The 19,892-nt window shown below is 68.9% G+C and carries 19 protein-coding genes; 5 read left to right on the plus strand and 14 right to left on the minus strand.

The annotated features are described in order from the left end of the window. The first annotated feature begins 26 nt into the window (after positions 1 to 26). Together CY658_RS30460 and CY658_RS30465 are read left to right on the plus strand one after the other, a co-directional pair. Entirely contained in the window at positions 27 to 278 is a 252-nt protein-coding gene (locus tag CY658_RS30460) for a hypothetical protein (protein WP_099796436.1), read from the plus strand. A 91-nt stretch (positions 279 to 369) separates the two neighbouring features. Further along, positions 370 to 1,974: a phospholipase D-like domain-containing protein gene (locus CY658_RS30465; RefSeq protein WP_101493722.1), complete on the plus strand. Its 1,605-nt coding sequence runs from the start codon at positions 370 to 372 to the stop codon at positions 1,972 to 1,974. On the opposite strand, the gene CY658_RS30470 is transcribed toward CY658_RS30465, so the two are convergent. Then, on the minus strand, positions 1,965 to 2,168 hold the full coding sequence (locus CY658_RS30470; protein ID WP_101493723.1) for a hypothetical protein: 204 nt from the start codon (positions 2,166 to 2,168) through the stop codon (positions 1,965 to 1,967). The two genes, CY658_RS30465 and CY658_RS30470, sit on opposite strands and share 10 nt — an antisense overlap. 157 nt (positions 2,169 to 2,325) lie before the next feature. Here CY658_RS30470 and CY658_RS30475 point away from each other — a divergent pair, with 157 nt between their 5' ends. Beyond that, positions 2,326 to 2,616 carry a hypothetical protein gene (locus tag CY658_RS30475; RefSeq protein WP_257885028.1) on the plus strand — a complete coding sequence of 97 codons (291 nt, stop codon included), beginning with the start codon at positions 2,326 to 2,328 and terminating at the stop codon, positions 2,614 to 2,616. Positions 2,617 to 2,724: 108 nt separating this feature from the next. Continuing rightward, complete coding sequence (locus CY658_RS30480; RefSeq protein ID WP_101493724.1) at positions 2,725 to 3,618, plus strand: amidohydrolase family protein; 894 nt, start codon at positions 2,725 to 2,727, stop codon at positions 3,616 to 3,618. A gap of 21 nt (positions 3,619 to 3,639) precedes the next feature. Here the strand turns inward: CY658_RS30480 and CY658_RS30485 are convergent, their stop codons facing one another. The 13 genes from CY658_RS30485 to CY658_RS30550 all read right to left on the minus strand — a co-directional run bounded on the left by CY658_RS30485 (position 3,640) and on the right by CY658_RS30550 (position 18,858). Beyond that, positions 3,640 to 4,398, minus strand: coding sequence for a tRNA-uridine aminocarboxypropyltransferase (locus tag CY658_RS30485; RefSeq protein WP_101493725.1), 759 nt, complete (start codon positions 4,396 to 4,398; stop codon positions 3,640 to 3,642). A 74-nt stretch (positions 4,399 to 4,472) separates the two neighbouring features. Further along, complete coding sequence (locus tag CY658_RS30490) at positions 4,473 to 5,828, minus strand: NHL repeat-containing protein (RefSeq protein WP_180839089.1); 1,356 nt, start codon at positions 5,826 to 5,828, stop codon at positions 4,473 to 4,475. Between the two features lie 246 nt (positions 5,829 to 6,074). Then, positions 6,075 to 7,295 (minus strand): DUF1501 domain-containing protein, encoded by a 1,221-nt coding sequence (locus tag CY658_RS30495; protein ID WP_101493727.1) that lies wholly within the window; start codon positions 7,293 to 7,295, stop codon positions 6,075 to 6,077. Between the two features lie 11 nt (positions 7,296 to 7,306). Further along, the gene (locus CY658_RS30500; protein WP_101493728.1) at positions 7,307 to 8,893 is read right to left on the minus strand and encodes a DUF1800 domain-containing protein; all 1,587 of its coding nucleotides are present in this window, start codon (positions 8,891 to 8,893) and stop codon (positions 7,307 to 7,309) included. 127 nt (positions 8,894 to 9,020) lie between these two features. Continuing rightward, positions 9,021 to 9,695 (minus strand): DsbA family oxidoreductase, encoded by a 675-nt coding sequence (locus CY658_RS30505; protein WP_101493729.1) that lies wholly within the window; start codon positions 9,693 to 9,695, stop codon positions 9,021 to 9,023. Between the two features lie 52 nt (positions 9,696 to 9,747). Further along, complete coding sequence (locus CY658_RS30510; protein WP_101493730.1) at positions 9,748 to 11,169, minus strand: MFS transporter; 1,422 nt, start codon at positions 11,167 to 11,169, stop codon at positions 9,748 to 9,750. A gap of 49 nt (positions 11,170 to 11,218) precedes the next feature. After that, positions 11,219 to 13,129: a bifunctional sugar phosphate isomerase/epimerase/4-hydroxyphenylpyruvate dioxygenase family protein gene (locus tag CY658_RS30515; RefSeq protein WP_101493731.1), complete on the minus strand. Its 1,911-nt coding sequence runs from the start codon at positions 13,127 to 13,129 to the stop codon at positions 11,219 to 11,221. A 140-nt stretch (positions 13,130 to 13,269) separates the two neighbouring features. Then, a complete protein-coding gene (locus CY658_RS30520) occupies positions 13,270 to 14,046 on the minus strand; it encodes an alpha/beta fold hydrolase (RefSeq protein WP_101493732.1) in 777 nt (258 codons plus the stop codon). Beyond that, positions 14,043 to 15,281 carry a multidrug effflux MFS transporter gene (locus CY658_RS30525; RefSeq protein ID WP_101493733.1) on the minus strand — a complete coding sequence of 413 codons (1,239 nt, stop codon included), beginning with the start codon at positions 15,279 to 15,281 and terminating at the stop codon, positions 14,043 to 14,045. The genes CY658_RS30520 and CY658_RS30525 overlap by 4 nt, the downstream gene beginning before the upstream one ends. After that, the gene (locus tag CY658_RS30530; RefSeq protein ID WP_101493734.1) at positions 15,278 to 15,727 is read right to left on the minus strand and encodes a carboxymuconolactone decarboxylase family protein; all 450 of its coding nucleotides are present in this window, start codon (positions 15,725 to 15,727) and stop codon (positions 15,278 to 15,280) included. Before CY658_RS30530 ends, CY658_RS30525 begins: the two co-directional genes overlap by 4 nt. Further along, positions 15,724 to 16,938: a 3-carboxy-cis,cis-muconate cycloisomerase gene (pcaB, locus tag CY658_RS30535; protein ID WP_101493735.1), complete on the minus strand. Its 1,215-nt coding sequence runs from the start codon at positions 16,936 to 16,938 to the stop codon at positions 15,724 to 15,726. Before pcaB ends, CY658_RS30530 begins: the two co-directional genes overlap by 4 nt. Before the next feature lie 16 nt (positions 16,939 to 16,954). Further along, positions 16,955 to 17,788, minus strand: a complete 834-nt coding sequence (locus CY658_RS30540) for a shikimate dehydrogenase family protein (protein WP_101493736.1) — start codon at positions 17,786 to 17,788, stop codon at positions 16,955 to 16,957. A gap of 146 nt (positions 17,789 to 17,934) precedes the next feature. Beyond that, positions 17,935 to 18,858 (minus strand): shikimate dehydrogenase family protein, encoded by a 924-nt coding sequence (locus CY658_RS30550; RefSeq protein ID WP_101493737.1) that lies wholly within the window; start codon positions 18,856 to 18,858, stop codon positions 17,935 to 17,937. 199 nt (positions 18,859 to 19,057) lie between these two features. Here CY658_RS30550 and CY658_RS30555 point away from each other — a divergent pair, with 199 nt between their 5' ends. Further along, a complete protein-coding gene (locus CY658_RS30555; RefSeq protein ID WP_101493738.1) occupies positions 19,058 to 19,852 on the plus strand; it encodes an IclR family transcriptional regulator domain-containing protein in 795 nt (264 codons plus the stop codon). Positions 19,853 to 19,892: the final 40 nt, after the last annotated feature.

The following is a 19,892-nucleotide window of genomic DNA, read 5'->3' on the forward strand; positions in this document are numbered from 1 at the left end:
GTGTTCCGGCCCCCATCTGCCCTCTCATGACCATCGACCTGCGCTCGCTCAAGAAGCTCGACTTTTCGGCCGCCCCCGCGCCGGTGTCGGGCGAGCGCGTCGTCGTGCTGGTCAAGCTGTGCGAAGGCGCCGAGCGCCCGGACTACATCGCCGCGCGCGCCGACATCGCGCCGGGCCTGTTCTCGGCGGAGATTCCGCTCGACAAGCTCCAGCAGCTCGAAGCCGACCCGGCCGTCGAATCGGTCGAACTGTCGCGCCGCCTGCCCAACATCTCCTGACTCGCGGCCCCGCGGGGTCGCGCCCTTCGCGCATGCCATGCCGGCAGGCGCCCGCACACACGTGCACGACAACCCCTCCCAAGGAACATCCATGAGAGTGCTCGACGATGCCGCGCGCGCGGCGGTCCGATCGGTGATCGCGGCCCACCAGGCGCAGCTGACCGCCCTGCCCGGCTACGTGGCGGCGGAGCCGGGCTTTCCGCTGGTCGATGGCCGCTTCCTGCGCGAGCCCGCAGTGATCGTGCTGGTCGACCGCAAGCGGCCCCTGACCGAGGTGCCCGTGGCCGAGCGCGCGCCCCGGCAACTGGGCCCGTACCGCGTCTGCGTGATGCAGGCCGACCCGGAGCGGCAGCTGGCCGCCAGTGCGGACTTCGAGGACACGGTGAACGCGCTCGCCGAAGCGGCCGTCAACCTCGTCTACAAGCCGCCCGCAGGCAAACCCATCGACAAGCCCTACAACGTGAAGCAGCCCTTCCTGTGCCACGTCGGCCCCGACGCCGGGTGGCCGGTGCTGCGGCCCTTTCTCGAAGGCACCACGCGCTCGCTGTCGGTGGCGATGTACGACTTCAACGCCGACCACATCGCCCAGGTCTTCATCGACCTCGTGCGCGAAGGCGGCATTGAGGCGTCGCTGAGCTGGGACGACGGCATGACGAAGGAAGAGCAGGTCATCCGCAAGAAGCTGCGCACGCTGCAGCAGGAGGCCGACCTGACGGCCTGGCTCGTGCAGTGCGGCAAGGGCCGCCGCTTCGCCAGCGCGTACCACGAGAAAGTGGCGGTGCGCGACGGCAAGGCCTTCTGGCTTTCGAGCGGCAACTGGAGCAAACGCAGCCAGCCCGACATCGACCCCGTGGGCACGCCTGCGCAGGCCAAGGGCATGTTCAGCAAGGGCAACCGCGAGTGGCATGTGATCTGCAACGACGCCGTGCTCTCGAAGGTCTTCGAGAAATATATCCAGCACGACCTCGCGGCCTCCGCGAAGGAGGACGCCGACGGCGCGGCCGACGCGGCGCTGAACGTAGCGCAAAAACTCAGGCTGCCCGATGTGTTCGTCCCACTCGACCACCTGCTGGAACAGGCCGTGGCCTTCGCGGGCCCCGTCGTGCCGGTCGAACCCGCGCGGCTGCCGTCGGTGAAGACCACGGTCAAGGTCCAGCCCGTGCTCACGCCGGACAACTACCTGCCGCACATCAATGCGCTCATCGACAGCGCGCAGACCTCGCTGTACCTGCAATTCGCCTACATGACCTGGAGCGATGCGGACAAGGACGCCGACTTTCGCGCGCTGCTGCGCAAGATCGCGCAGCGCAGCACCGAGCCGGACCTCGACCTGCGCATCATCCTGGGCAGCACCAGCGCTGCCGAGAACATCCGCAAGCTGGTCGAGGCGGGCTGCAGTCAGGAGGTGTTCCGCGTCCAGGGCAGCATCCACAACAAGGGAATCATCGTGGACGGCCAGACGGTGCTGGTGAGCAGCACCAACTGGTCGGGCGACGGCGTGCTGCGCAACCGCGACGCCGGCCTGATCATCCACAACGAGGACGTGGCGCAGTACTACCAGCAGGTCTTTCTCGACGACTGGGACTCGCGCGCCAGGAGCCGCGTGGACGACGACCCGCCGGTGACGCTGGCCTCAGCCGATGCGCCCACGCCGCCGGGCATGGTGCGGATGTCGTGGGGGGACTATCACGGTTGAGGTGGACGGCGGCTTTCGCGCTCCTCCACCCACCACTTCGATTCCAAGGCATTCATCGCACTTGCATTGGCGATCATCTCCTCGATCTGCGCGCGCGTGGCCGGCGAATCCACCATCCATGCCGTCTGTACGGCATGCGCGGGACCGCCGGCGGTCAGCCGGTACTCCAGACAAAAACGAACCTCATTGCTCATCGGTGATCGAACCCTCTTTCTCTGCCACCGATTCTGTCTGACTCAAGTGAAACAGAACGCTTCTTCGATGCGTCGCAGCCACAGGAAGCGATGGTGTTTTGAGGCCATTCGTTCACAATGATTGCACCGTTGTTGCAGCGGAAAGGAGTGTGAAATCATGTTCGACTTCTTGTTTCGGCCCACCCACACGGCCTATTTGAAACGTGCCTCGGCACTGCTCGAAGAGGCCCAGATGGCGCGCATCGAACACCAGGCTGCCGCAGAGCATCACAGCGCCCTCGCCCGCATGTACGCGGAACGTGCCCGGCGGCTCGAGAACGAGCTGTACCGGCAACCGCGCGCCGCGGAGCACGGAACCGAGGCGGTCGCGGTTGCGGTGGAAGACCGCCCGCAGCTGTATTCGCTGGATGGCAGCCGCAAGGCGACCACGCATCCGTCCGGCAGCTGACGCCGGCCTGCGCGATCGATCGCTTCGACGTCGCGCCCTGCGACAAGGGCGCGGCTGCGTCGGCGCGGTGATGTAATCCGGCTCCCCGGTCATCACCGCGAGAACCTCATGCGCCTCATTGCTGCCCCGCTGCTCGCCGCCTGCGCGGCCCTGGTCTTCTCCCATGCCCACGGTCAGGCTGCCGCGCCTTACGACGGCCCGCTGTTCGACACCCACCTGCACTACAACCAGGAAGCCTGGGACGGCACCGCCGGCCCCTTCCCGCCCACCGAGGCGCTCGCGCGCATGCAACGCAACCAGGTGAAGGCGATCATCGCGAACTCGCGGCCCAACGCCGGCACGCAAACATTGGCCGCCGCGCGCGAGACACGCGCCGCCGGCGTCACCGTGGTGCCCTTCGTGCGCCTGTACCGCAACCGCGACGACTACAGCAACTGGTTCCGCGACGAGACCATCTACGAGATGGTGCAGACCGAACTGGCGCGCGGCACCGCCAGCGGCCCTTACCGCGGGCTCGGCGAATTCCACCTGTACGAGAGCGCCAACGCCAACGGCCCGGTGGCGAAGAAGCTGATCGCTCTGGCCGAAGAGAAAAAGCTCGCCGTGCTCGCGCACGTGGACGACGTGGCCGTCGACCTGCTGATGGCGAACGCGCCGTCGAAGGGCCGATCGCTGCGCCTCATCTGGGCCCACACCGGCATTGGCGGCACGCCGGTCGAGCGCGTGCAGGCGATGCTGGAGCGCTACCCGCTGCTGATGGGCGAACTCTCGTACCGCCCGGGCCTGACCTGCGAAGGCGGGCGCCTGTGCCCCGAATGGCGCGCGCTGATCCTCAAGTACCCGGAGCGCTTCATGGTCGGCTCCGACACCTGGGTCAACCAGCGCTGGAGCGCCTACGACGAGATCATGCGCGGCTACCGCACCTGGCTCGGCGACCTGCCGCCCGCCGTGGCGCAGCGCATCGCGTGGGGCAATGCAGCAGCGCTGTTCGACATGCGCTGAGGCAGACCCGCGCGGGATGTCTCAGGCTTCTTGAGTTGGCAGCGCGCGCACCTCGCGCAACCGCTGGTGCGCGGCGCCGTCCCACACCACGGGCTGCTGGTTCTTCGCGCACAGGTAGTGGTGCGTGAACACGCCGAGGTACGCGTCCAACGTCTGCTGCGCGGCATGCTCGCCAGCGAGGTCCATGCACATCGCGGCCACCTCGCTGGTACAGAAGTGGTCGTCGCGGCCGGAGTTGCGCAGCTTGTATTGCGTGATCTGCTCCGGCTGCAGGCTCAGCACCGGCAGCCGGTCGAGGTAGGGGCTGCGGCGAAACATCTTGCGTGCCTCGCCCCAGGTGGCGTCGAACAGGATGAACAGCGGGCGCTTCGCGGCACTGCCATCGGCCGGGTCAGGCAGCAAAGGCACGACGCTCAGCACCACGCGCTCGGGCGCCGCGTACTGCCCCGGGAACACCACGTAAGGCTGCCATTGCGGGTCGTTCAACAGCGCGAGCAGCGCGGGATCGGTCTCGGTGCGGGCCCAGCCGAAGGCGAAGGTATCGGGCACTACATCGGCCACCAGCCACCCCGTGTTGGTGGGCTTGAGCGGTTCGATGTCGGCCATGAGCAGGCACACGCCCGCGCGCGTGGCCACCGGAGGACGCACGGCGCACATGCAATGGCTGGGCACCAGGCGGCAGCCCGCGCAGCGTTCGCGCTTGAAACCGCCACGGGCAAGAAAAGGCTTGGCACTGCGCGCGAGGCGCGCGGCGCGAAGGAGGGAGACGGCATGAGGCATGCGGCGATTCTCGACGCCGTGGCCCGCCGCATGGCGGCCCCTGCCTTCACCAACGCCGCCGCGATGCCTCGGGATCAGGGCGCGCGAACCGGTGTGACCTTGCGGATCAGGTTGCCGAAGGTGTCGGCCACGTACAGATTGCCGGCGGCATCCACCGTCACCCCATAAGGCTGCTTGAACGTGGCAGCCGCGCCGATACCATTCTGCGAACCCAGCACGCCGGGCTGGCCGGCAAGCGTGGAGACCACACCCGCCGGCGTGATCTTGCGCAGCAGGCTGTTGCGGGTGTCGGCCACGTAGACGTTGCCCTCGCTGTCCACCGTCAGGCCGCTTGGCTGATAGAACGTTGCCGTGTCGCCGGGCCCGTCAGCCGACCCGGTCTGGCCCGTGCCAGCCAGCGTCGAGACCACGCCACCGGGTGTGATCTTGCGGATCCGGTTGTTGCCGCTGTCGGCCACGTAAATGTTGCCGGCCACGTCAGTCGCGATGCCATAGGCCTGCCGGAAAGATGCCGCAGCCCCGGTGCCATTGGCAAACCCTGCAGTGCCCGATCCGGCCAGCGTGATGACGTCGCGGGCAGGCGTGATCCTGCGAACCACGGCACCTGCGAGTTCAACCACATAGACGTTGCCGGCAGCGTCCACGGCCGTCGACGCGGGGTAGGCGAAGGTGGCGGAGGTGCCGTTGCCATCGAGTGAACTGAATGTGCCGCTGCCCGCGAACGTGCTCACATCGGCCGCTGGCGTGATCTTGCGGATGCGGTTGCCGGTGAACTCCGCAGCGTAGGCATTGCCCGTGGCGTCCAGTGCAAGACCAGCCAGCCCCTGGAACGATGCGGCGAGGCCGTTGCCATCCACCGAGGTGCCTGCGGCGTTGCCCGCAAATGTCGTGACATCGCCAGCGGGCGAGATCTTTCGCACAAGGTTCGTTGCCGTATCCGATACAAGCAGGTTGCCGCTCTTGTCGACGACCACGCTGTAAGGAAGATAGAACGATGCGGCGGTCCCGTTGCCATTGACCGATCCGGTCGTGCCGGACCCAGCGAGCGTGGACACCTGCGCCACCGCCGCCGAGCAGGCGACCGCCACGTCGCCGACGTCGGCCGCAGCCTTGCCGCTGCCCTTGCTGACGGTGCAGAACTGCCACTGGGGCTGGGTGCGCACGCTGACCTCGTAGGCCGAACCTTCGGTGAGCGCAGTGGCAAAGCTGAACTTGCCGTTGGCCGTGAGCTTCAGGTCGTCGCCTGCATTGTTCTGGAGCACGAGGCTGCCGGCGAGGCCGGTGACGGTGCCACCGACCGTGTGGGTCACGACGACGGGAGGCGGCGGCTCGGGCTGCGGCTGTGCTGGCGCGACGATCGGCAGGAAACCCGCGCCACCGCCGCCTCCTCCACCGCCGCAAGCCACCAGCAGCACGATCACACCGGCCATGGCACCGCAGCGCCCGTAAGAACTCGCTCGCTTGGAAAGCATCACTGCCCCTTGGGGAAACCCGCTCTCCGGCTGGAGTGCCATCTGTTTCTGAATGTCTATTTTTGTAAGTGGTGTACGCCGAGACCATCCCCAAAAACAAGTAAATACGGCGGCGCTTGTCCGTGCGGCCACGCGCGGAGGGGCCGACGAAACGCTCGAAAAGAGGTCGTGAAAGAGACGGTGCGGCTCGCCCCCTCGGGGCCGTCAGACCAGGCGCAGGTCCTTCGCCGCCGCACCGCCGAACACCTTCGCCACCTGCGCCGGCGACAGCCCGTACATCCGCTGGAACAGCCCGCCCAGCACTGCCCGGTACTCGTTGAGCACCGGGTAGTCGCGGTTCTGGAACAGCGTAGCCTGCGTCAGCGGCTGCTGCTCGCCCACGATGCGCCCGCCCGCCTGCGCGGCCAGGCCGCCGCCGAGCACCCAGTACACGGTGCCGTGCCCGTGGTCGGTGCCGCGGTTGCCGTTCTCACGGAAGGTGCGGCCGAACTCGCTGACGACGACCACCACGGTCTGGCGCCAGGCGGTGTCGCCCATCTCCTGCGCAAAGCCCGCCACGCCGCGGCCCAGTTCTTCAAACCGGTTGGCCAGGTAGCCCTTGGCCGCGCCCTGCCCCACATGGGTGTCCCAGCCGCCGACGTCGACAAAGCCGATGTCGAAGCGATCGCGCATCAGGAGCGCCATGCGGCGCGCGACCTGCTCGAAGCCCTTGGGGCTCATGGCGTTGCGGCTGGCGGCGTCCATCTCGGCCTGCATGGCGCGCGCCACCTCGTCGCGCAGCTGGAAGCCCTCGGCCACGGGCTGTGCGAGCGCGGTGTTGCGGTACATCGACGCAATGATCTGGCTCTGCCGCGCATCGACGCCCGCTCGCGCGACGCCCGCGAGCGCCATGTTGGCGGCCTTGGCGTCGTCGCCGCGCAGCACGATGGGCAGCTGGTCGGTGAAGGCGATGGGCGACACGTCGGCCAGCGGCCCGGCGCCGAGCACGCCGGCCAGCCGGTTGAGAAAGCCCGAGCGGTAGTCGCGCCGCGCGGTGTCGGGCGCCACGCCGAGCTCGATGGCGTCCTGCGTCTCGAAGTGGCTGCGCGTGAGGTCGTCGGTGCCGGCAAAGGCAATGAAGGCCGCCTGCTTCTGCTGGAACAGCGGCAGCACGCTCTGCGCGAGCGCGGGGTGCAGGCCCCAGTCGGCGTCGAGCGGCAGCGCACCGTCGGGTGTACCGGGCCGGGAAATGGCGATGTTGGGGCGCGAGGCGTAGTAGAAGTCGGCGTTGCCTGTGGGCACCAGCAGGCTGGTGCAGTCGTAGGCGCCGCGCAGGAACACGACCAGCAGCTTGGTGCCCTGGGCGGCGGGCGCGGCGGCCACGCGCGCGGCGGCGCCAGCGAAGGGCGTGGCGGCGATGAGTTGCAGCAGGTGTCGGCGTTGCATGAGGGAGCCTTTCAACGGCGCATCAGCTCGGGCGATGCGAGCAGGAAGGTGTTCCACTCCGGCGGGTTCTTCGCCTGCGCGAGCGCCTGCTGCGTGTCGGCGCTCAGGCCGGGCTGCAGCGCACGCACGGCGCGCGACTCGGCCAGCGGCGGAAATGGCGGCTTCTCGAGCGGGGCCTTGTCATCGGTGCGGAACAGCACGGCGCCGCTCATGCCAATGGCGCGCGCAACTTCGAAGCGGATGTTCATCTGCCCCGCGCTGGCCCACGCGGCCTCGTTGAGCGGGTAGCCATCGGGCGTCTCGTGGGCGTAGAGGGTCTCGCCCATGCGGTTGATCCAGCCGATCATCGGCTGCGGGTTGAGCACCACGCGCTCGTCGTAGGCCAGCCGCACGCCCGCCACCACGTAGTGCACGGGGTCGCGGAACTTGCGGCCCAGCGAGGCCGCGAACTCGCGCGATTCGAACAGCGTCTGCAAGGTGGCGGCGATGTCGCCGTCGCTGCGCGTGAAGGTGGCGGCCATGCGCTCGACCAGCGCGGGCGGCGCCTCGTCGGCCACGAAGTACACGGCGAGCTTGCGCGAGATGAAGCGCGCAGTGGCCGGCGCGCGCGCCAGACGGTCGAGCGCCTCGTCGGTCTCGGCCAGGCCACGCGCCTGGATCGGCTGGCCCAGGAAGGTCTTCGGACCATAGTCGTGCCGGTTCGGGTGGAACTCGAACAGGCCCTGGCGCACGTAGTCGGCGCGCACGGCCGCGCGCACCGCGGGCGGTGCCGCATCGGGCGGCTGCACGCTGACGCCCACGCCGGTGAGCACGCGCGCCAGCTCCTGCACGTCGGCCTGCGTATAGCCGCCGCCCACGCCGAGCGTGTGCAGCTCCATGAGTTCGCGCGCGTAGTTCTCGTTGATCCGGTTGGCGGCGTTCTGCGCGTTGTCGAGGTAGCGCAGCATCGCCGGATGCCGCGCGGTGGCGCCCAGCAGGTCGCGGAACTTGCCGAGCGCGTGCGGGCGGATGGCACTTTCTTCGTAGTCGCCGACCATCGCGCGGATCAGGTCCTTGCGGATGCTGACGTTGAAGTGGTTCATCCAGAACCAGGTCATCTGCTCCTGCAGCTGGTTCGGCGAATACAGCGCGCGCAGCAGGAAGCGCTGCTGCGCCTCGCGCGTGAGCTTGTTGAGTTCCAGCTGGTAGGCCGTGCGCGCCGCCTTCTTGGCTTCTTCGTCGGGCAGCGCATCGGCGGCCTTGCGCTGGGCGTCGAGCGCGAAGACGAGCTGGTCGAGCGGCGTGCGCGAGATGGCCATGGCGTCGATCTGCGCCTGCGCTGCCGCGGGCAGCGCACGGGGCGCGGGGCGCAGCTGGCGACCCATCCAGCGCGGCAGGCCGTCGCGCGCCAGTTCGGCCTGGCTGCTGGCGTTGGCGCCCCAGCTCACGCGGTCGAGCCAGCGCAGCTGCGCGACGGGCGTGTCGGCGGCGTGGCCCAGCGCGGTGAGCGGCGGGCCTTCGGGGCGCAGCAGGCCGGTGGAACAGGCGGTGAGCGACAGCACGGCAGCCAGCGCCACGGCGATCGCGCGCGAACGGTGCAGCTTCGGGAACAACGGCATGCGGCTCATCATGAACCGATCAACCGCCGCGCGATGTAGGCGGTTGACCGACCTCAGGCCACGGTCAGGTAAAGCTGAGGGTCAGCTTCGTTTCAGGACGAAACGGCAGGGCCGCAGCCCCGTGCCGTCAGGCTGTCGCGACGCTGCTCGGCTCCGCGCCCGCGATCTGCCGCAGCGCGCGCTCGAACACTTCGACGGGCTGGCCGCCGGAGATCAGGTGCTGGTCGTTGATGATGATCGCGGGCACCGAATGGATGCCGGCGTCGGTGTACATCCGCTCGCGTTCGCGGGTCTCGGCCGCGAACTCGTCGCCGGCCAGGATCTCGCGGGCCCGCGCCGCATCGAGCCCCGCCTCGGTCGCCGCGCGCACCAGCACCTCGGGGTCCGAAGGGTTCTGGCTGTCCGTGAAGTAGGCCTTCAGCAGCAGCTTCTTCAGCGTCACCTGCTTGGCCGGGTCTTCCAGCTCGGCCCAGTGCAGCAGCCGGTGGGCGTTGAAGGTGTTGTACACGCGGGGCCGGCCGCCGGGGCTGAACTCGAAGCCGACGGCCGCGCCGCGCTGGCGGATCGCCTCGCGGGCCTGCGCCTGCTGCTCCTGCGACGAGCCGTACTTCTGGTTCAGGTGCTCGAAGGTGTCCTGGCCTTCGGGCGGCATCTGCGGGTTCAGCTCGAAGGGCTGGAAGTGCAGCTCGGCCGAGACCTCCGGCGCCACCCGTTTCAGGGCCGCTTCGAGTGCGCCAAGGCCCACGGCGCACCAGGGGCAGGAGACATCGGAGACGAAATCGATCTTGAGATGGGCGGTCATGGCGCCATTCTTCATGGCGCCACAACCCCTTTGTGCGCGCGGGGTCTTCAGCTCAGGCCACGGCCTTGCGGCGTTCGCGGTCCGTGCGGGCGCTGGCCATCGTCTCTTCGCGCAGTCGGTCGTACTCGGCCTTGTCGACGGGCACGGCATTGGGATCGCCCAGGTCGCGCATGTGAACGCGGTAGGTTTCGCGGGCGCTCATGGCGGCCAGCGCGGCAAGCACGGTCACCGCGAAGGTGATGGCGCCGACGGTAAACCACACGTTGGTCGAGCCCGGAGGCGCCACGGCGGCGAACAACGCGGGCAGCAGCGCGGTGAAGGTGGTGCCGATGTTCTGCGAGATGGCCATGGCCGACACGCGGTTGCGGGTGCGGAACAGCTCCGGGTAGAAGCTCGGGAAGGTCGCGTTGTAGCCTTGGTACACGATGCCCCACATCAGCAGCGACATGCAGATGGCCAGCGGCACGTTCTTGATGCTGATGGCGTACAGGTACACGAACGAGAGCAGGCCCGAGGCCAATGCGCCCACGATGATCGGCGGCTTGCGGCCGATGCGGTCCGACAGGTTGCCCACGAACGGGATCACCAGCACGGCCAGGATGTTGCCCAGCACCGGAATCCACAGGTACACGTCTTTCTGGAAGCCGATGCCGTAGGCGGACTGCACCGCGTAGGCCGCGCCGAACACGGTGGCGACCACGGGAATCACGTTCATCAGCGCCATGCAGACCACGCGCAGCATGTCGGCCCAGCTGTCGGTGAAGGCCTGGACGATGGGCGACTTCGCCACTTCGCCCTTCTTGTCGACCTCGGCAAAGGCCGGCGTTTCGTCGACCTCGCGGCGGATGATGTAGCCGGCCACGATCACGAGGAAGCTCAGCAGGAACGGAATGCGCCAGCCCCACGAGTTGAACGCTTCTTCAGGCATGTAGTGCGCGAGCGGCAGGAACACGGCGGCCGCCAGAATCTGGCCGGCCTGCACGCCCTGCAAGGTGAAGCTGGCGAAGAAGCCGCGGCGCCCGAAGGGTGCGTGCTCCAGAATCATCGAGCTCGCGCCCGAGATCTCGCCGGCCACCGCGAAGCCCTGCACCAGGCGCAGCAGCACCAGCAGCGCGGGGGCCAGCAGGCCGACCTGGTCGTAGGTCGGCAGCAGGCCCACGGCCACGGTCGAGAAACCCATCAGGAACATGCACAGCACCAGCACCTGCTTACGCCCGTGCGTGTCGCCCCAGTGGCCGAGCACGAAGGCGCCGATGGGGCGCGCCACATAGCCCACGCCGTAAGTCGCCAGCGACGCAATGATGGCCGTGGTCGGGTCGCCCTTGGGGAAGAAGATCTGCGGAAAGATCAGCGCCGCGGCGGTCGCGTAGATGAAGAAGTCGTAGTACTCCAGCGCCGAGCCGATCCAGCCGCTGGCGGCGGCTTTCTTCGACTGGCGCCTGCCTTGCGGCTCTTTGGCTGAGGGATTGGCCATGGGTTGTCTCCAGGGGTGTGGCTAAGGTGACGGATGCGAGGGGGAAAAATCAGTCTTGTTGCTGCTGTGGCTGTTGCTGCTGTGCTTGCGACGCCATGCGCGCGGGCGCGTTGAGCGCGCCGTAGGCGTCGTAGCCGCCCATGCGCTGCGCGACCTCGAAGAACAGGCCGCCTTCGAAACTCTCGGTGTAGATGTGCAGGTAGTCGCCGGCCGCCGAGCGGTCGAACAGCACGCCCGCGTCGTGCATGCGCGCCAGCAACTCGGGCGCGAGGTCGATGCGCGTGGCCAGGTCGTCGTAATAGTTGTCCGAGATCGGCACGAAGCGCGTGCCGTTGGCGCGCAGCCGGGCCACGGTGTCGAAGATGTCGTCGCAGTCGAGCGCGATGTGGTGCACCGCCCCGCCACCGGTCACGCTCAGCGTGCGCGCGGTGCGCGTGCGCTGGCTCAGCGACACGTTCAGCACCAGCCGCAGACTGCGGTCGGCATTGGCCACGCCGCGGCTGCGAATCAGACCGAAGGGGTCGGCCAGCTCCAGGCTCTCGCCGGGCTCCAGGCCGAGCACGGCGCGCGTGAACAGCACCCAGGTGTCGAGCTGGTCGAGCGCCAGGCCCAGCGCGACGTGGTCGATGCGCGTGAGGCCGGCATCGTGCGCGTCAGGCCCTGCGTCCTCGAGGATGAAGTCGGTCTCGTACAGCCCGTTGGCGCCCAGCGCCTCGGGCACGAAGTGGATCAGGTTGCCGCCCGGCGCCACGATGGCCGGCACGCGCAGTTCGTTCGGGCCGACCGGGCTGTCGTGGCGCAGCGAGCGCATGGCGGTCGCGCGGCCCACGGCCGCGAGCGGGTCGGCGCAGCGCACGCCCAGCGCGCACACCGAGGTGCCATGCGCCTCGAAGCGGCGGCGCGCAAACGAATCGGGCTGCGCGTTGACGATGAAATTGATGCCACCCTGGCGGTACAGCGTGACGGCCTTGGAGCGGTGGCGGCCAACGCGGCGGCATCCCAGCTGCCCCAGCAGCGCGCCGAGCGTGACGGCCGAGGCCTCGTCGGCCGCGAACTCGATGAACGACAGGCCCGAGAGCACCGGCGCGGGTGGCGGGTTGAACAGCTCCACGCGCTGCGGCTGCGCGGGTGCATCGCTGGCGGCGAGCCGCTCGCGCGTTTCGCTTTCGAGGTACAGCAGCGAGCGCATCGCATCGACCGCGGTGCGGCGGTTCGGCGTTTCGCGGAAGATGTCGTTGAAGATCTCGAGCGACAGCGGCCCGGTGTAGCCCGCGCGCAGCACCTGCTCGAAGAAGCCGGTCACGTCGAAGTCGCCCTGCCCCGGAAACGAGCGGTGGTGGCGCGCCCACTGCAGCACGTCCATCGACAACAGCGGCGCATCGGCCATCTGCACGAAGAAGATCTTCTCGCCCGGAATGGCGGCGATGCCCGCCGGATCGTCCTTCAGCGACAGCGTGTGGAAGCTGTCCAGGATCAGCCCGAGGTGCGGGTGGTCGGCGCGCTGCACGATGTCCCAGGCCTGGGCATAGCGCGAGGTGTGGCGGCCCCAGGCCAGCGCCTCGAAGCCCACGCGCAGGTTGCGGCGCGCAGCGCGCTCGGCCAGCTCGTGCAGCTGGGCAGCGGCACGCGCCGGGTCGTTCACCGACAGCGGCGAGGTGTTGGAGCAGCACAGCACCAGCGGCGCGCCCATGGCTTCCATGAGGTCGAACTTGCGTTCGGCGCGCTCCAGGCTGCGCTGGAACTGCGGCTGCGGCATGCCTTCGAAATCGCGGAACGGCTGGTACAGGTCGATAGCCAGGCCCAGGTCGGACGCGATGCGGCGCAGCTCGGCGGCGGTGCCGCGGAAGTTGACGAAATCGGCTTCGAACAGCTCGATTCCATCGAAGCCCGCCGCCGCAATGGCTTCGAGCTTCTGACGGAGGGTGCCGCTGAGCGAGACGGTGGCAATGGCGCGGTGCATGGGATGGACTGTAGAAAGAGCCCGGGCGCGCCACAACGCAAATCAGCCCCTTCCGATCGATGATCGCACGCTGCCGATCATCATTCGCACGAAATAGGGGTTACACCTAGCCAACCCGGAGGTCCGGGCCGGGCGTTTTTTCAGAGGCTGCGCCAGTAATCGATCAGCATCTGCGCGAACTCGACCGGCCGCTCCACCGCGCTCAGGTGTGCCGCGTCGATGGTCGCCAGCCGCGCGCCCGGGATCTGCGCCACCATGGCCTCGGACATGGCCATCGGCGTGGCCTCGTCCTGCAGCCCGCCGATCACCAGCGTGGGCGTGGCGATGCGGCGGTTGCTGTCGCGGAAGTCGATGGCGGCCACGGCGTTGCAGCTCTCGATGTAGCCCTGCGCATCGGTGCGCACCAGCGTGTCGTGCAAGGTGCGCGCGGCCACCACGCCTTCGGGCGTGGCGGCATAAGCCGGCGTGAGCCAGCGCGCCACGGCGCCCGGGGCGATGGCGGCCACGCCCTTGGCGGCCACGGTTTCCGCGCGCAGGCGCCACGGCGCCTGGTCGGGGTAGTGGGCAGCCGAATTGGCGATGACCACGGTCTTCAGCAGTTCGGCGTGCCGCACCGCCAGTGCCTGCGCGGTCATGCCGCCCATCGACAGGCCGACGAAGTGCACGGGCTCGCCGCCCGTCTCGCGCGCGATCAGGTCGGCCGCGTCCTGCGCCAGCGTTTCAACGCGCAGCACGCCGGGCACCACCTCGGAACCGCCGTGGTTGCGGTGGTCGTAGCGGATCACCGTGTGGGCGCGCGCGAGCTGCGCGGCCACGCCGTCCCACATGTGCAGGTCACAGCCGAGCGCATGGCTGAGCACGACGAAGGGGCCTTCGCCTTCGCGCACGACATTCAGGCGGGGGGTGGAAGTGGTCATGGAGTGGAGTCCTTCTTTGGGGAGGATGGAGAAGCAGGTTGCGAGAGACGCGGCAGCCACAGGAACGCGATGGCCAGCAGCACGACGCCGGCCATCAGCATCGGCACGACCATCGGCCAGGCGCCGTAAGAAAAACTGGTGTCGACAAACAGCGCGGCGACCTGCCCCACGCAGAACGCGACCATCATCATGCCGAAACCGGACCACGACACGGCGCGCCCTGCCAGGTGCGGCAGGTCGCCCACGGCGCCGGCCTGCCCGCAGGGCTGGTGGATGCCGTGGCCGAGGCAGTACACGGCGTGGCCCGCCAGCAGCGGCACGGCGCTGTGCGGCAGCAGCCAGCAGCCCAGCGCCTGGATGACGGCGCCCGTGATGCTCAGCACTGCGCCCAGCCGCACGGTGCGCATCGGCCCGAAACGGCGCAGCAGGCTGCGGCACATCGTGGTGCTGAAGATGTAGACCAGCGAGCCGCCGGCCGGAATCCAGCCGTACCACGCAGGCGACCAGCCGAGGTAGCCGATGTAGACCATCGGCGAGAGCAGCAGGAAGCAGAACAGCCCGCCATAGGTGGTCGCCGCCACCGAGGCCCAGGCGCGGAACGAGCGGCTCGCGAACACCGCGCGCGTGCTGCCGCGCGGTGCGGACGATTCGCCCGTCATCGGTCGACGCGTTTCATCGAACGAGCGCCAGCACAGCGCGAACAGCACCGCTGCGTAGACCGCCATCACGACCATCACCCAGCGCCAGCCTGCACCTTGCACCAGCCAGGCGCCCAACAGCGGCGCCACCAGCCCGACCATGCCCAGGCCCGTGAGGCCCCGCGCCATGACGTGCGGGCCCTCGTGCGCCGGATACAGGTCGCGCACCGCGGCGCGTGAGCACACGAGAATCGCCGCCATCGAAAAACCCTGCAGCGTGCGCCAGCCTGCAAGCACCGCCACGCTGCCCGCAAAGGCACCGCCGAAAGCCGCGACCACATAACAGGCCAGCCCCGCGAGCAGCACCGGCCGGCGGCCGAAGCGGTCGGCCAGTGGGCCGCACAGCAGCTGCGCAAAGCCGAAGGCCAGCACGAACAGCGTGAGGCTGGTGCTGGCCGAGCCCAGCTCCTTCGCGATGGCGGGGAGCGCGGGCAGATAGCTGTCGGTGGCGACCGGTTGCGCGGCCAGCAGCAGCGGCAGCAGCAAGGTGAAACTGACGTCGAACCGGCCCTTCTTCGGGGCGACCGGCGCGTTCACTGCGCCGCGGACGGAGCGGATGAAGCGAGCGTTGCGGGCAGCAGGCCCTTCTCGCGCAGGATGTTCGTCGCGATGCCGAACGCATGGTTGGCCACCGGCACGCCGCAGTAGATGGCGGCCATCATGATCACTTCCTTGATCTCGTCGGGCGTGAGGCGCGACTCGGGCGGGCCGTCGAGCGCGGCGCGCACATGCATCGCGAATTCTTCGTAGGCATGGATGCCCAGCATCATCGACAGCACCATGAAGCGGCGCGTCTTGTCGCCCAGCGCGGGGCGGCCCCAGATGTCGTTCCACGCGTGGCGCGTGATGAGTTCCTGGAACTCGGCGTTGAAGCCGTTGCGGTTGGCGAGCGACTTGTCGACCCACGCGTCGCCGAGCACGCGGCGGCGGTTGACGAGCCCGTCTTCGTAGGGGTTGCTCGGGGTGTCGTCGGGGGCGGTCATTGCGAGAGTTCCTTGTCGGATGAGAGTTGGGCTTGCAGGGCTTTCACCTCTGCCACAGCGGTTTGCCCGGCGTTCACGGCGAGCGCGGGGTCGAACCATTCGTCGGCCGCGTCGCGCGGCAGCTCGGCACGCAGCCGGTCGATGTTGGCGCGCATGCGCGCCGCATCAACCTGCAGACCGGGCAAGGCGCCGGCCATGGCGCGCACGCTGCCATGCGCCGACATCAACAGCTGCGGCCATTCGGCCAGCTCGGCCTGCCAGGCGCCGAGCGCGCGTTCGTGCTGTTGCGGCATCGCGCCGAGCAACGCGGCCACGCGCTGCGGCGCGCGGTGCGCGGCGGCAATGGCGACCATCGAGGCCACGGGGTTGCGCTTGTGCGGCATCGCCGACGAGCCGCCGCGTCCGGGTTCGCTGGGCTCGGCGACCTCGGCCACTTCGTACTGGCCGAGCAGCGAGATGTCGACCGCGACCTTGCCGAGGCTGCCCGTCATCAGGCCGAGTTCGCAACCGAGCGCGACCCATTCGTCGCGCTGCGTATGCCACGTCGCGCCGGGGTCGCCCAGGCCGAGTTCCTTGGCCATGCGCTGGCGCACCGCGGCGCCCTGCCCCTTCATCTGCGCCAGCGTGCCGACGGCACCGCCGAGCTGCAGCTGCAACGCGTGCTTCGCGGCGGCGCGCAGGCGGGTGCGGCTGCGCACCAGCGGCGCGGCCCAGCCGGCGCACTTGAAGCCGAAGCTCGTGACCGAGGCCGGCTGCATCAGCGTGCGCGCGAGCATCGGTGTCTCGGCGTGCTGCACGGCCAGTCGCAGCAACGCATCGGCGGCCTTGGCGAGGTCGGCTTCGACGAGCGCAACGGCCTCGCGCGTGACCAGCGCCATCGCGCTGTCGATCACGTCCTGGCTCGTGCTGCCGAAGTGCACGAAGGGCGCAGCTTCGGCATTGAACAGGCCCACCGCTTCGCGCAGCGCCTTCACCAGCGGGATGGCGACGCTGCCCGCGCGCCCGCTCTCGCGCACGATCTTGGCCACATCGAACAGCTCGACCTTGCAGCTGCTGACGATCGAATGCGCGGCGCTGTCGGGAATCAGCCCCTCGGCCGCCTGCGCGCGCGCGAGCGCGGCCTCGAAGCGCAGCATGGCGTCGACGAAGGCGCGGTCGCTGAAGGCGCCCAGCGTTTCGGAGGTGGAAAGGAAGCCTTCAAAAATGCTCATGCGTGTTCCGATGTTTCTAGTATTTCAGTTGCGCCACGGCGCGCAGTTCTTCGGGGGACGCAGTGCCGAAGCCGAAGAACTCGAGGTAGGCCGGGATCATTTCGAACAGCATGTCGGTGCCGACCTGCACCTGGCAGCCCTTGGCCTTGGCGGCCTGCAGCAGCGGCGTGTATTCGGTCTTCATGACGACCTCGCCGACGAAGGTGTCGGGGGCGATGCGGTCCACGTCGAACGGCAGCGGGTCGGTGTCCTTCATGCCCAGCGGCGTGGCGTTGACGACGATGTCGAAGCCGGCCGGGTCCTTCGATCCCGTGGCGACCTTCATCTGCGGGTAGTGTTCGCGCAGCCGCGCGGCCAGTGCCTGCGCGGAGGCGTCGCTCATGTCGAACAGCATCAGCTCGGCCGCGCCGGCTGCCGCGATCGATGCCGCAATGGCCGACCCGACACCGCCCGTGCCCGACACCAGCACCCGCGTGCCCTTGAACAGGCGCCCCTTGCGCTCCACGCCGCGCACGAAACCCGTGCCGTCGAACTGGTCGCCCAACAGGCTGCCGTCGGGCCGCTTGAGCACGGCGTTGCAGGCGCCCGCGACGCGCGCGGTGGGCGTGACCTCGTCGACCAGCGACATCGTCGTGACCTTGTGCGGCATCGTGACCAACGCACCGCGCAGGTTCGAGAACTTGAAGATCTGCGCGAGCGACACCGCGTAGTCCTCGGGCTTCACGCCCATGGGCACCACCACCGCGTCGATGCCCTGCTTGTCGAACCAGGGGTTGTAGATCATCGGCGCCTTGAAGGCTTCGGTGGGATAGCCGATGTGGGCGATGAGCGTGGTCTTGCCGGAGATCATGGGGAGATCACTTTTTGCCGCGGGCGCGGGGATGTTTGTCTGTTCGTGGAATGCCGCGGAACCGGCTTTGCCGGGCCGCAGGCGTTGCCCCCTGCAAGGGGGTTGGAGAAGCGACACGAAGTGCGCGAAGCCTGGGGGTGAGTCATCTATGCCACGCTCGGAGACTGATAGCGCAACGGCGTTGCGATCTCGGCGTGCATCGCCGGCGGGTAGATGAGCTCGCGCAGAAAGTCGGCATCGGCCTGCATCGCATCCGCCGCGTCGAGGTGGCCGAAGTAGCGAAAGTAATGCGGCATCTGCTGCACCAGCATCTCGAAGCCGGCCTGCGCATTGAGCCCGCGCGCACGCGCTGCGCGCACCAGCGGCGTGGGCTGGTTGCGCAGCAGGATGTCGAACAGCGCCGCGTGCGGCGCCATGCGCGCCACGTCGAGCGGCAGCGCGTCGTCTTCGGCCAGGCCGAGCGGCGTGGCGTTGATGACCAGGTCGTAGCCCTCGGGCGCGTTGCTGTCGACCGCGACCACGGTCGCATCGAAGAAGGCGTCGAGCTTGGCGGCCACGCCCGCGGCCTTGCCGGAGGCGGTGTCGAAGAAGGCGATGTGCTCCGCGCCGTTCACCGTGCCGCCTTCGGCCAGCGCCACGCCGATGGCCGCGGCGCTCACGCCCGCGCCGAGGATCAGCACGCGCTTGCCGCGGAACGGCACATTGCAGCGGTCGAGCGCGCCGATCAGGCCTTCGCCGTCGAACAGGTCGCCCTCGAGCTGGTCGCCCTCGGTGCGGCGCACCACGTTGACCGAGCCCGCCACGCGACCGAACAGGCCGCAGCCGTCGAGCAGGTCGACCACACGCGGCTTGTGCGGCGGCGCGATCACCATGCCGCGCACGTTGCGCGCCAGGAAGGCCGACTTCATGAACACCGCGAAGTCGCGCACCGGCACCTGCATGGGCACCAACACCGCGTCGATGCCGTAGCGCGCGAAGGCCGCGTTGAACATGCGCGGCAGGCGCACATTGCGGACGGGGTCGCCGGGGATGAGGTAGGCCTGGGTGCTGCCAGTGATGAATGGGCTCATGGGCGTGCTTCCGTTCGTCAATCGCTCGTTTCGGGGCGGAACAGCGGGCTTTATAGTCCCTTCGCGAGCGGCGTGCTGGCACACGAGCCACCAAACGTTCGATGATCGATCTTTAAAGTTCGTCAATCGATCAAATTACGGGTTTTCACTTAGTCATTCGGGCCCCGTCGCCGGGCCGGACCCGGGCACACTTCCGCCCATGACCCCCACCAGCCCCGACGACTCGACGCCGCCCGCCGGCCTGGACAAGCGCGACTGGATCGCCGGGCTGGAACGCGGCGTGAGCATCATCGAAGCCTTCGACGACGCCAACCCGCGCCTCACCGCCAGCCAGGCCGGCCAGCGCACGAACATGACCCGCACCGCCGCGCGGCGCTATCTGCTCACCCTGCAGCACATGGGCTACGTGGCGAGCGACGGCAAGCTGTTCTGGCTCACGCCGCGCGTGCTGCGGCTGGGGCAGTCGTACCTCGAATCGGCCCGCTTGCCGCGCGTGGTGCAGCCCTTTCTGCAGCGCGTGGCGGCCGGCACCAACGAGATCGCTTATCTCAGCGTGATGGACGGCGACGAGGTGGTCTACATCGCCCGCAACGGCCCCAACCGCAGCATGAGCACCGGCTACGTGCTCGGCGCGCGCGTGCCGGCGCAGGTGACGGCCTCGGGCATGCTGATGCTGGCGCTGCGCAGCGATGCCGAGCTGAACGAGTGGCTGGCGATGCGGCAGCTGACGGTATTCACCTCGCACACCATCGCGAGCATGGAGCGCATGAAGCTCGAGCTGGCGCGCATCCGCGCCCAGGGCTGGGCGCTGTCGGAGCAGCAGCTCGACCTGAACTCCCGCGGCATCGCCGTGCCGCTGCGCGACCGCCACGGCACGCTGGTGGGCGCGCTGAACATCACGATGCCGATGGGGCACGAGAGTTCGGAAGACGCGGTGGCGCGCGTGCTGCCGGTGCTGCGCGAGACGGCGCAGGCGATGCGCAACCTGATCTGATCTGATCTGAGCTGAATCGGCGGCGCGTCGGCCGTGCCGG

Source organism: Variovorax sp. RO1 (assembly GCF_002849325.1).
Classification (GTDB): Bacteria; Pseudomonadota; Gammaproteobacteria; order Burkholderiales; family Burkholderiaceae_C; genus Variovorax.

What these genes read in the sequence shown, in the direction of transcription:
- CY658_RS30515 (WP_101493731.1), bottom strand. Translation starts at nt 13,129, where the DNA reads ATGCACCGCGCCATTGCCACCGTCTCGCTCAGCGGCACCCTCCGTCAG.
- CY658_RS30475 (WP_257885028.1), top strand. Translation starts at nt 2,326, where the DNA reads ATGTTCGACTTCTTGTTTCGGCCCACCCACACGGCCTATTTGAAACGT.
- pcaB (WP_101493735.1), bottom strand. Translation starts at nt 16,938, where the DNA reads ATGAGCATTTTTGAAGGCTTCCTTTCCACCTCCGAAACGCTGGGCGCC.
- CY658_RS30555 (WP_101493738.1), top strand. Translation starts at nt 19,058, where the DNA reads ATGACCCCCACCAGCCCCGACGACTCGACGCCGCCCGCCGGCCTGGAC.
- CY658_RS30540 (WP_101493736.1), bottom strand. Translation starts at nt 17,788, where the DNA reads ATGATCTCCGGCAAGACCACGCTCATCGCCCACATCGGCTATCCCACC.
- CY658_RS30490 (WP_180839089.1), bottom strand. Translation starts at nt 5,828, where the DNA reads ATGGCCGGTGTGATCGTGCTGCTGGTGGCTTGCGGCGGTGGAGGAGGC.
- CY658_RS30470 (WP_101493723.1), bottom strand. Translation starts at nt 2,168, where the DNA reads ATGAGCAATGAGGTTCGTTTTTGTCTGGAGTACCGGCTGACCGCCGGC.
- CY658_RS30510 (WP_101493730.1), bottom strand. Translation starts at nt 11,169, where the DNA reads ATGGCCAATCCCTCAGCCAAAGAGCCGCAAGGCAGGCGCCAGTCGAAG.
- CY658_RS30505 (WP_101493729.1), bottom strand. Translation starts at nt 9,695, where the DNA reads ATGACCGCCCATCTCAAGATCGATTTCGTCTCCGATGTCTCCTGCCCC.
- CY658_RS30465 (WP_101493722.1), top strand. Translation starts at nt 370, where the DNA reads ATGAGAGTGCTCGACGATGCCGCGCGCGCGGCGGTCCGATCGGTGATC.
- CY658_RS30500 (WP_101493728.1), bottom strand. Translation starts at nt 8,893, where the DNA reads ATGCCGTTGTTCCCGAAGCTGCACCGTTCGCGCGCGATCGCCGTGGCG.
- CY658_RS30520 (WP_101493732.1), bottom strand. Translation starts at nt 14,046, where the DNA reads ATGACCACTTCCACCCCCCGCCTGAATGTCGTGCGCGAAGGCGAAGGC.
- CY658_RS30485 (WP_101493725.1), bottom strand. Translation starts at nt 4,398, where the DNA reads ATGCCTCATGCCGTCTCCCTCCTTCGCGCCGCGCGCCTCGCGCGCAGT.
- CY658_RS30495 (WP_101493727.1), bottom strand. Translation starts at nt 7,295, where the DNA reads ATGCAACGCCGACACCTGCTGCAACTCATCGCCGCCACGCCCTTCGCT.
- CY658_RS30550 (WP_101493737.1), bottom strand. Translation starts at nt 18,858, where the DNA reads ATGAGCCCATTCATCACTGGCAGCACCCAGGCCTACCTCATCCCCGGC.
- CY658_RS30480 (WP_101493724.1), top strand. Translation starts at nt 2,725, where the DNA reads ATGCGCCTCATTGCTGCCCCGCTGCTCGCCGCCTGCGCGGCCCTGGTC.
- CY658_RS30530 (WP_101493734.1), bottom strand. Translation starts at nt 15,727, where the DNA reads ATGACCGCCCCCGACGACACCCCGAGCAACCCCTACGAAGACGGGCTC.
- CY658_RS30460 (WP_099796436.1), top strand. Translation starts at nt 27, where the DNA reads ATGACCATCGACCTGCGCTCGCTCAAGAAGCTCGACTTTTCGGCCGCC.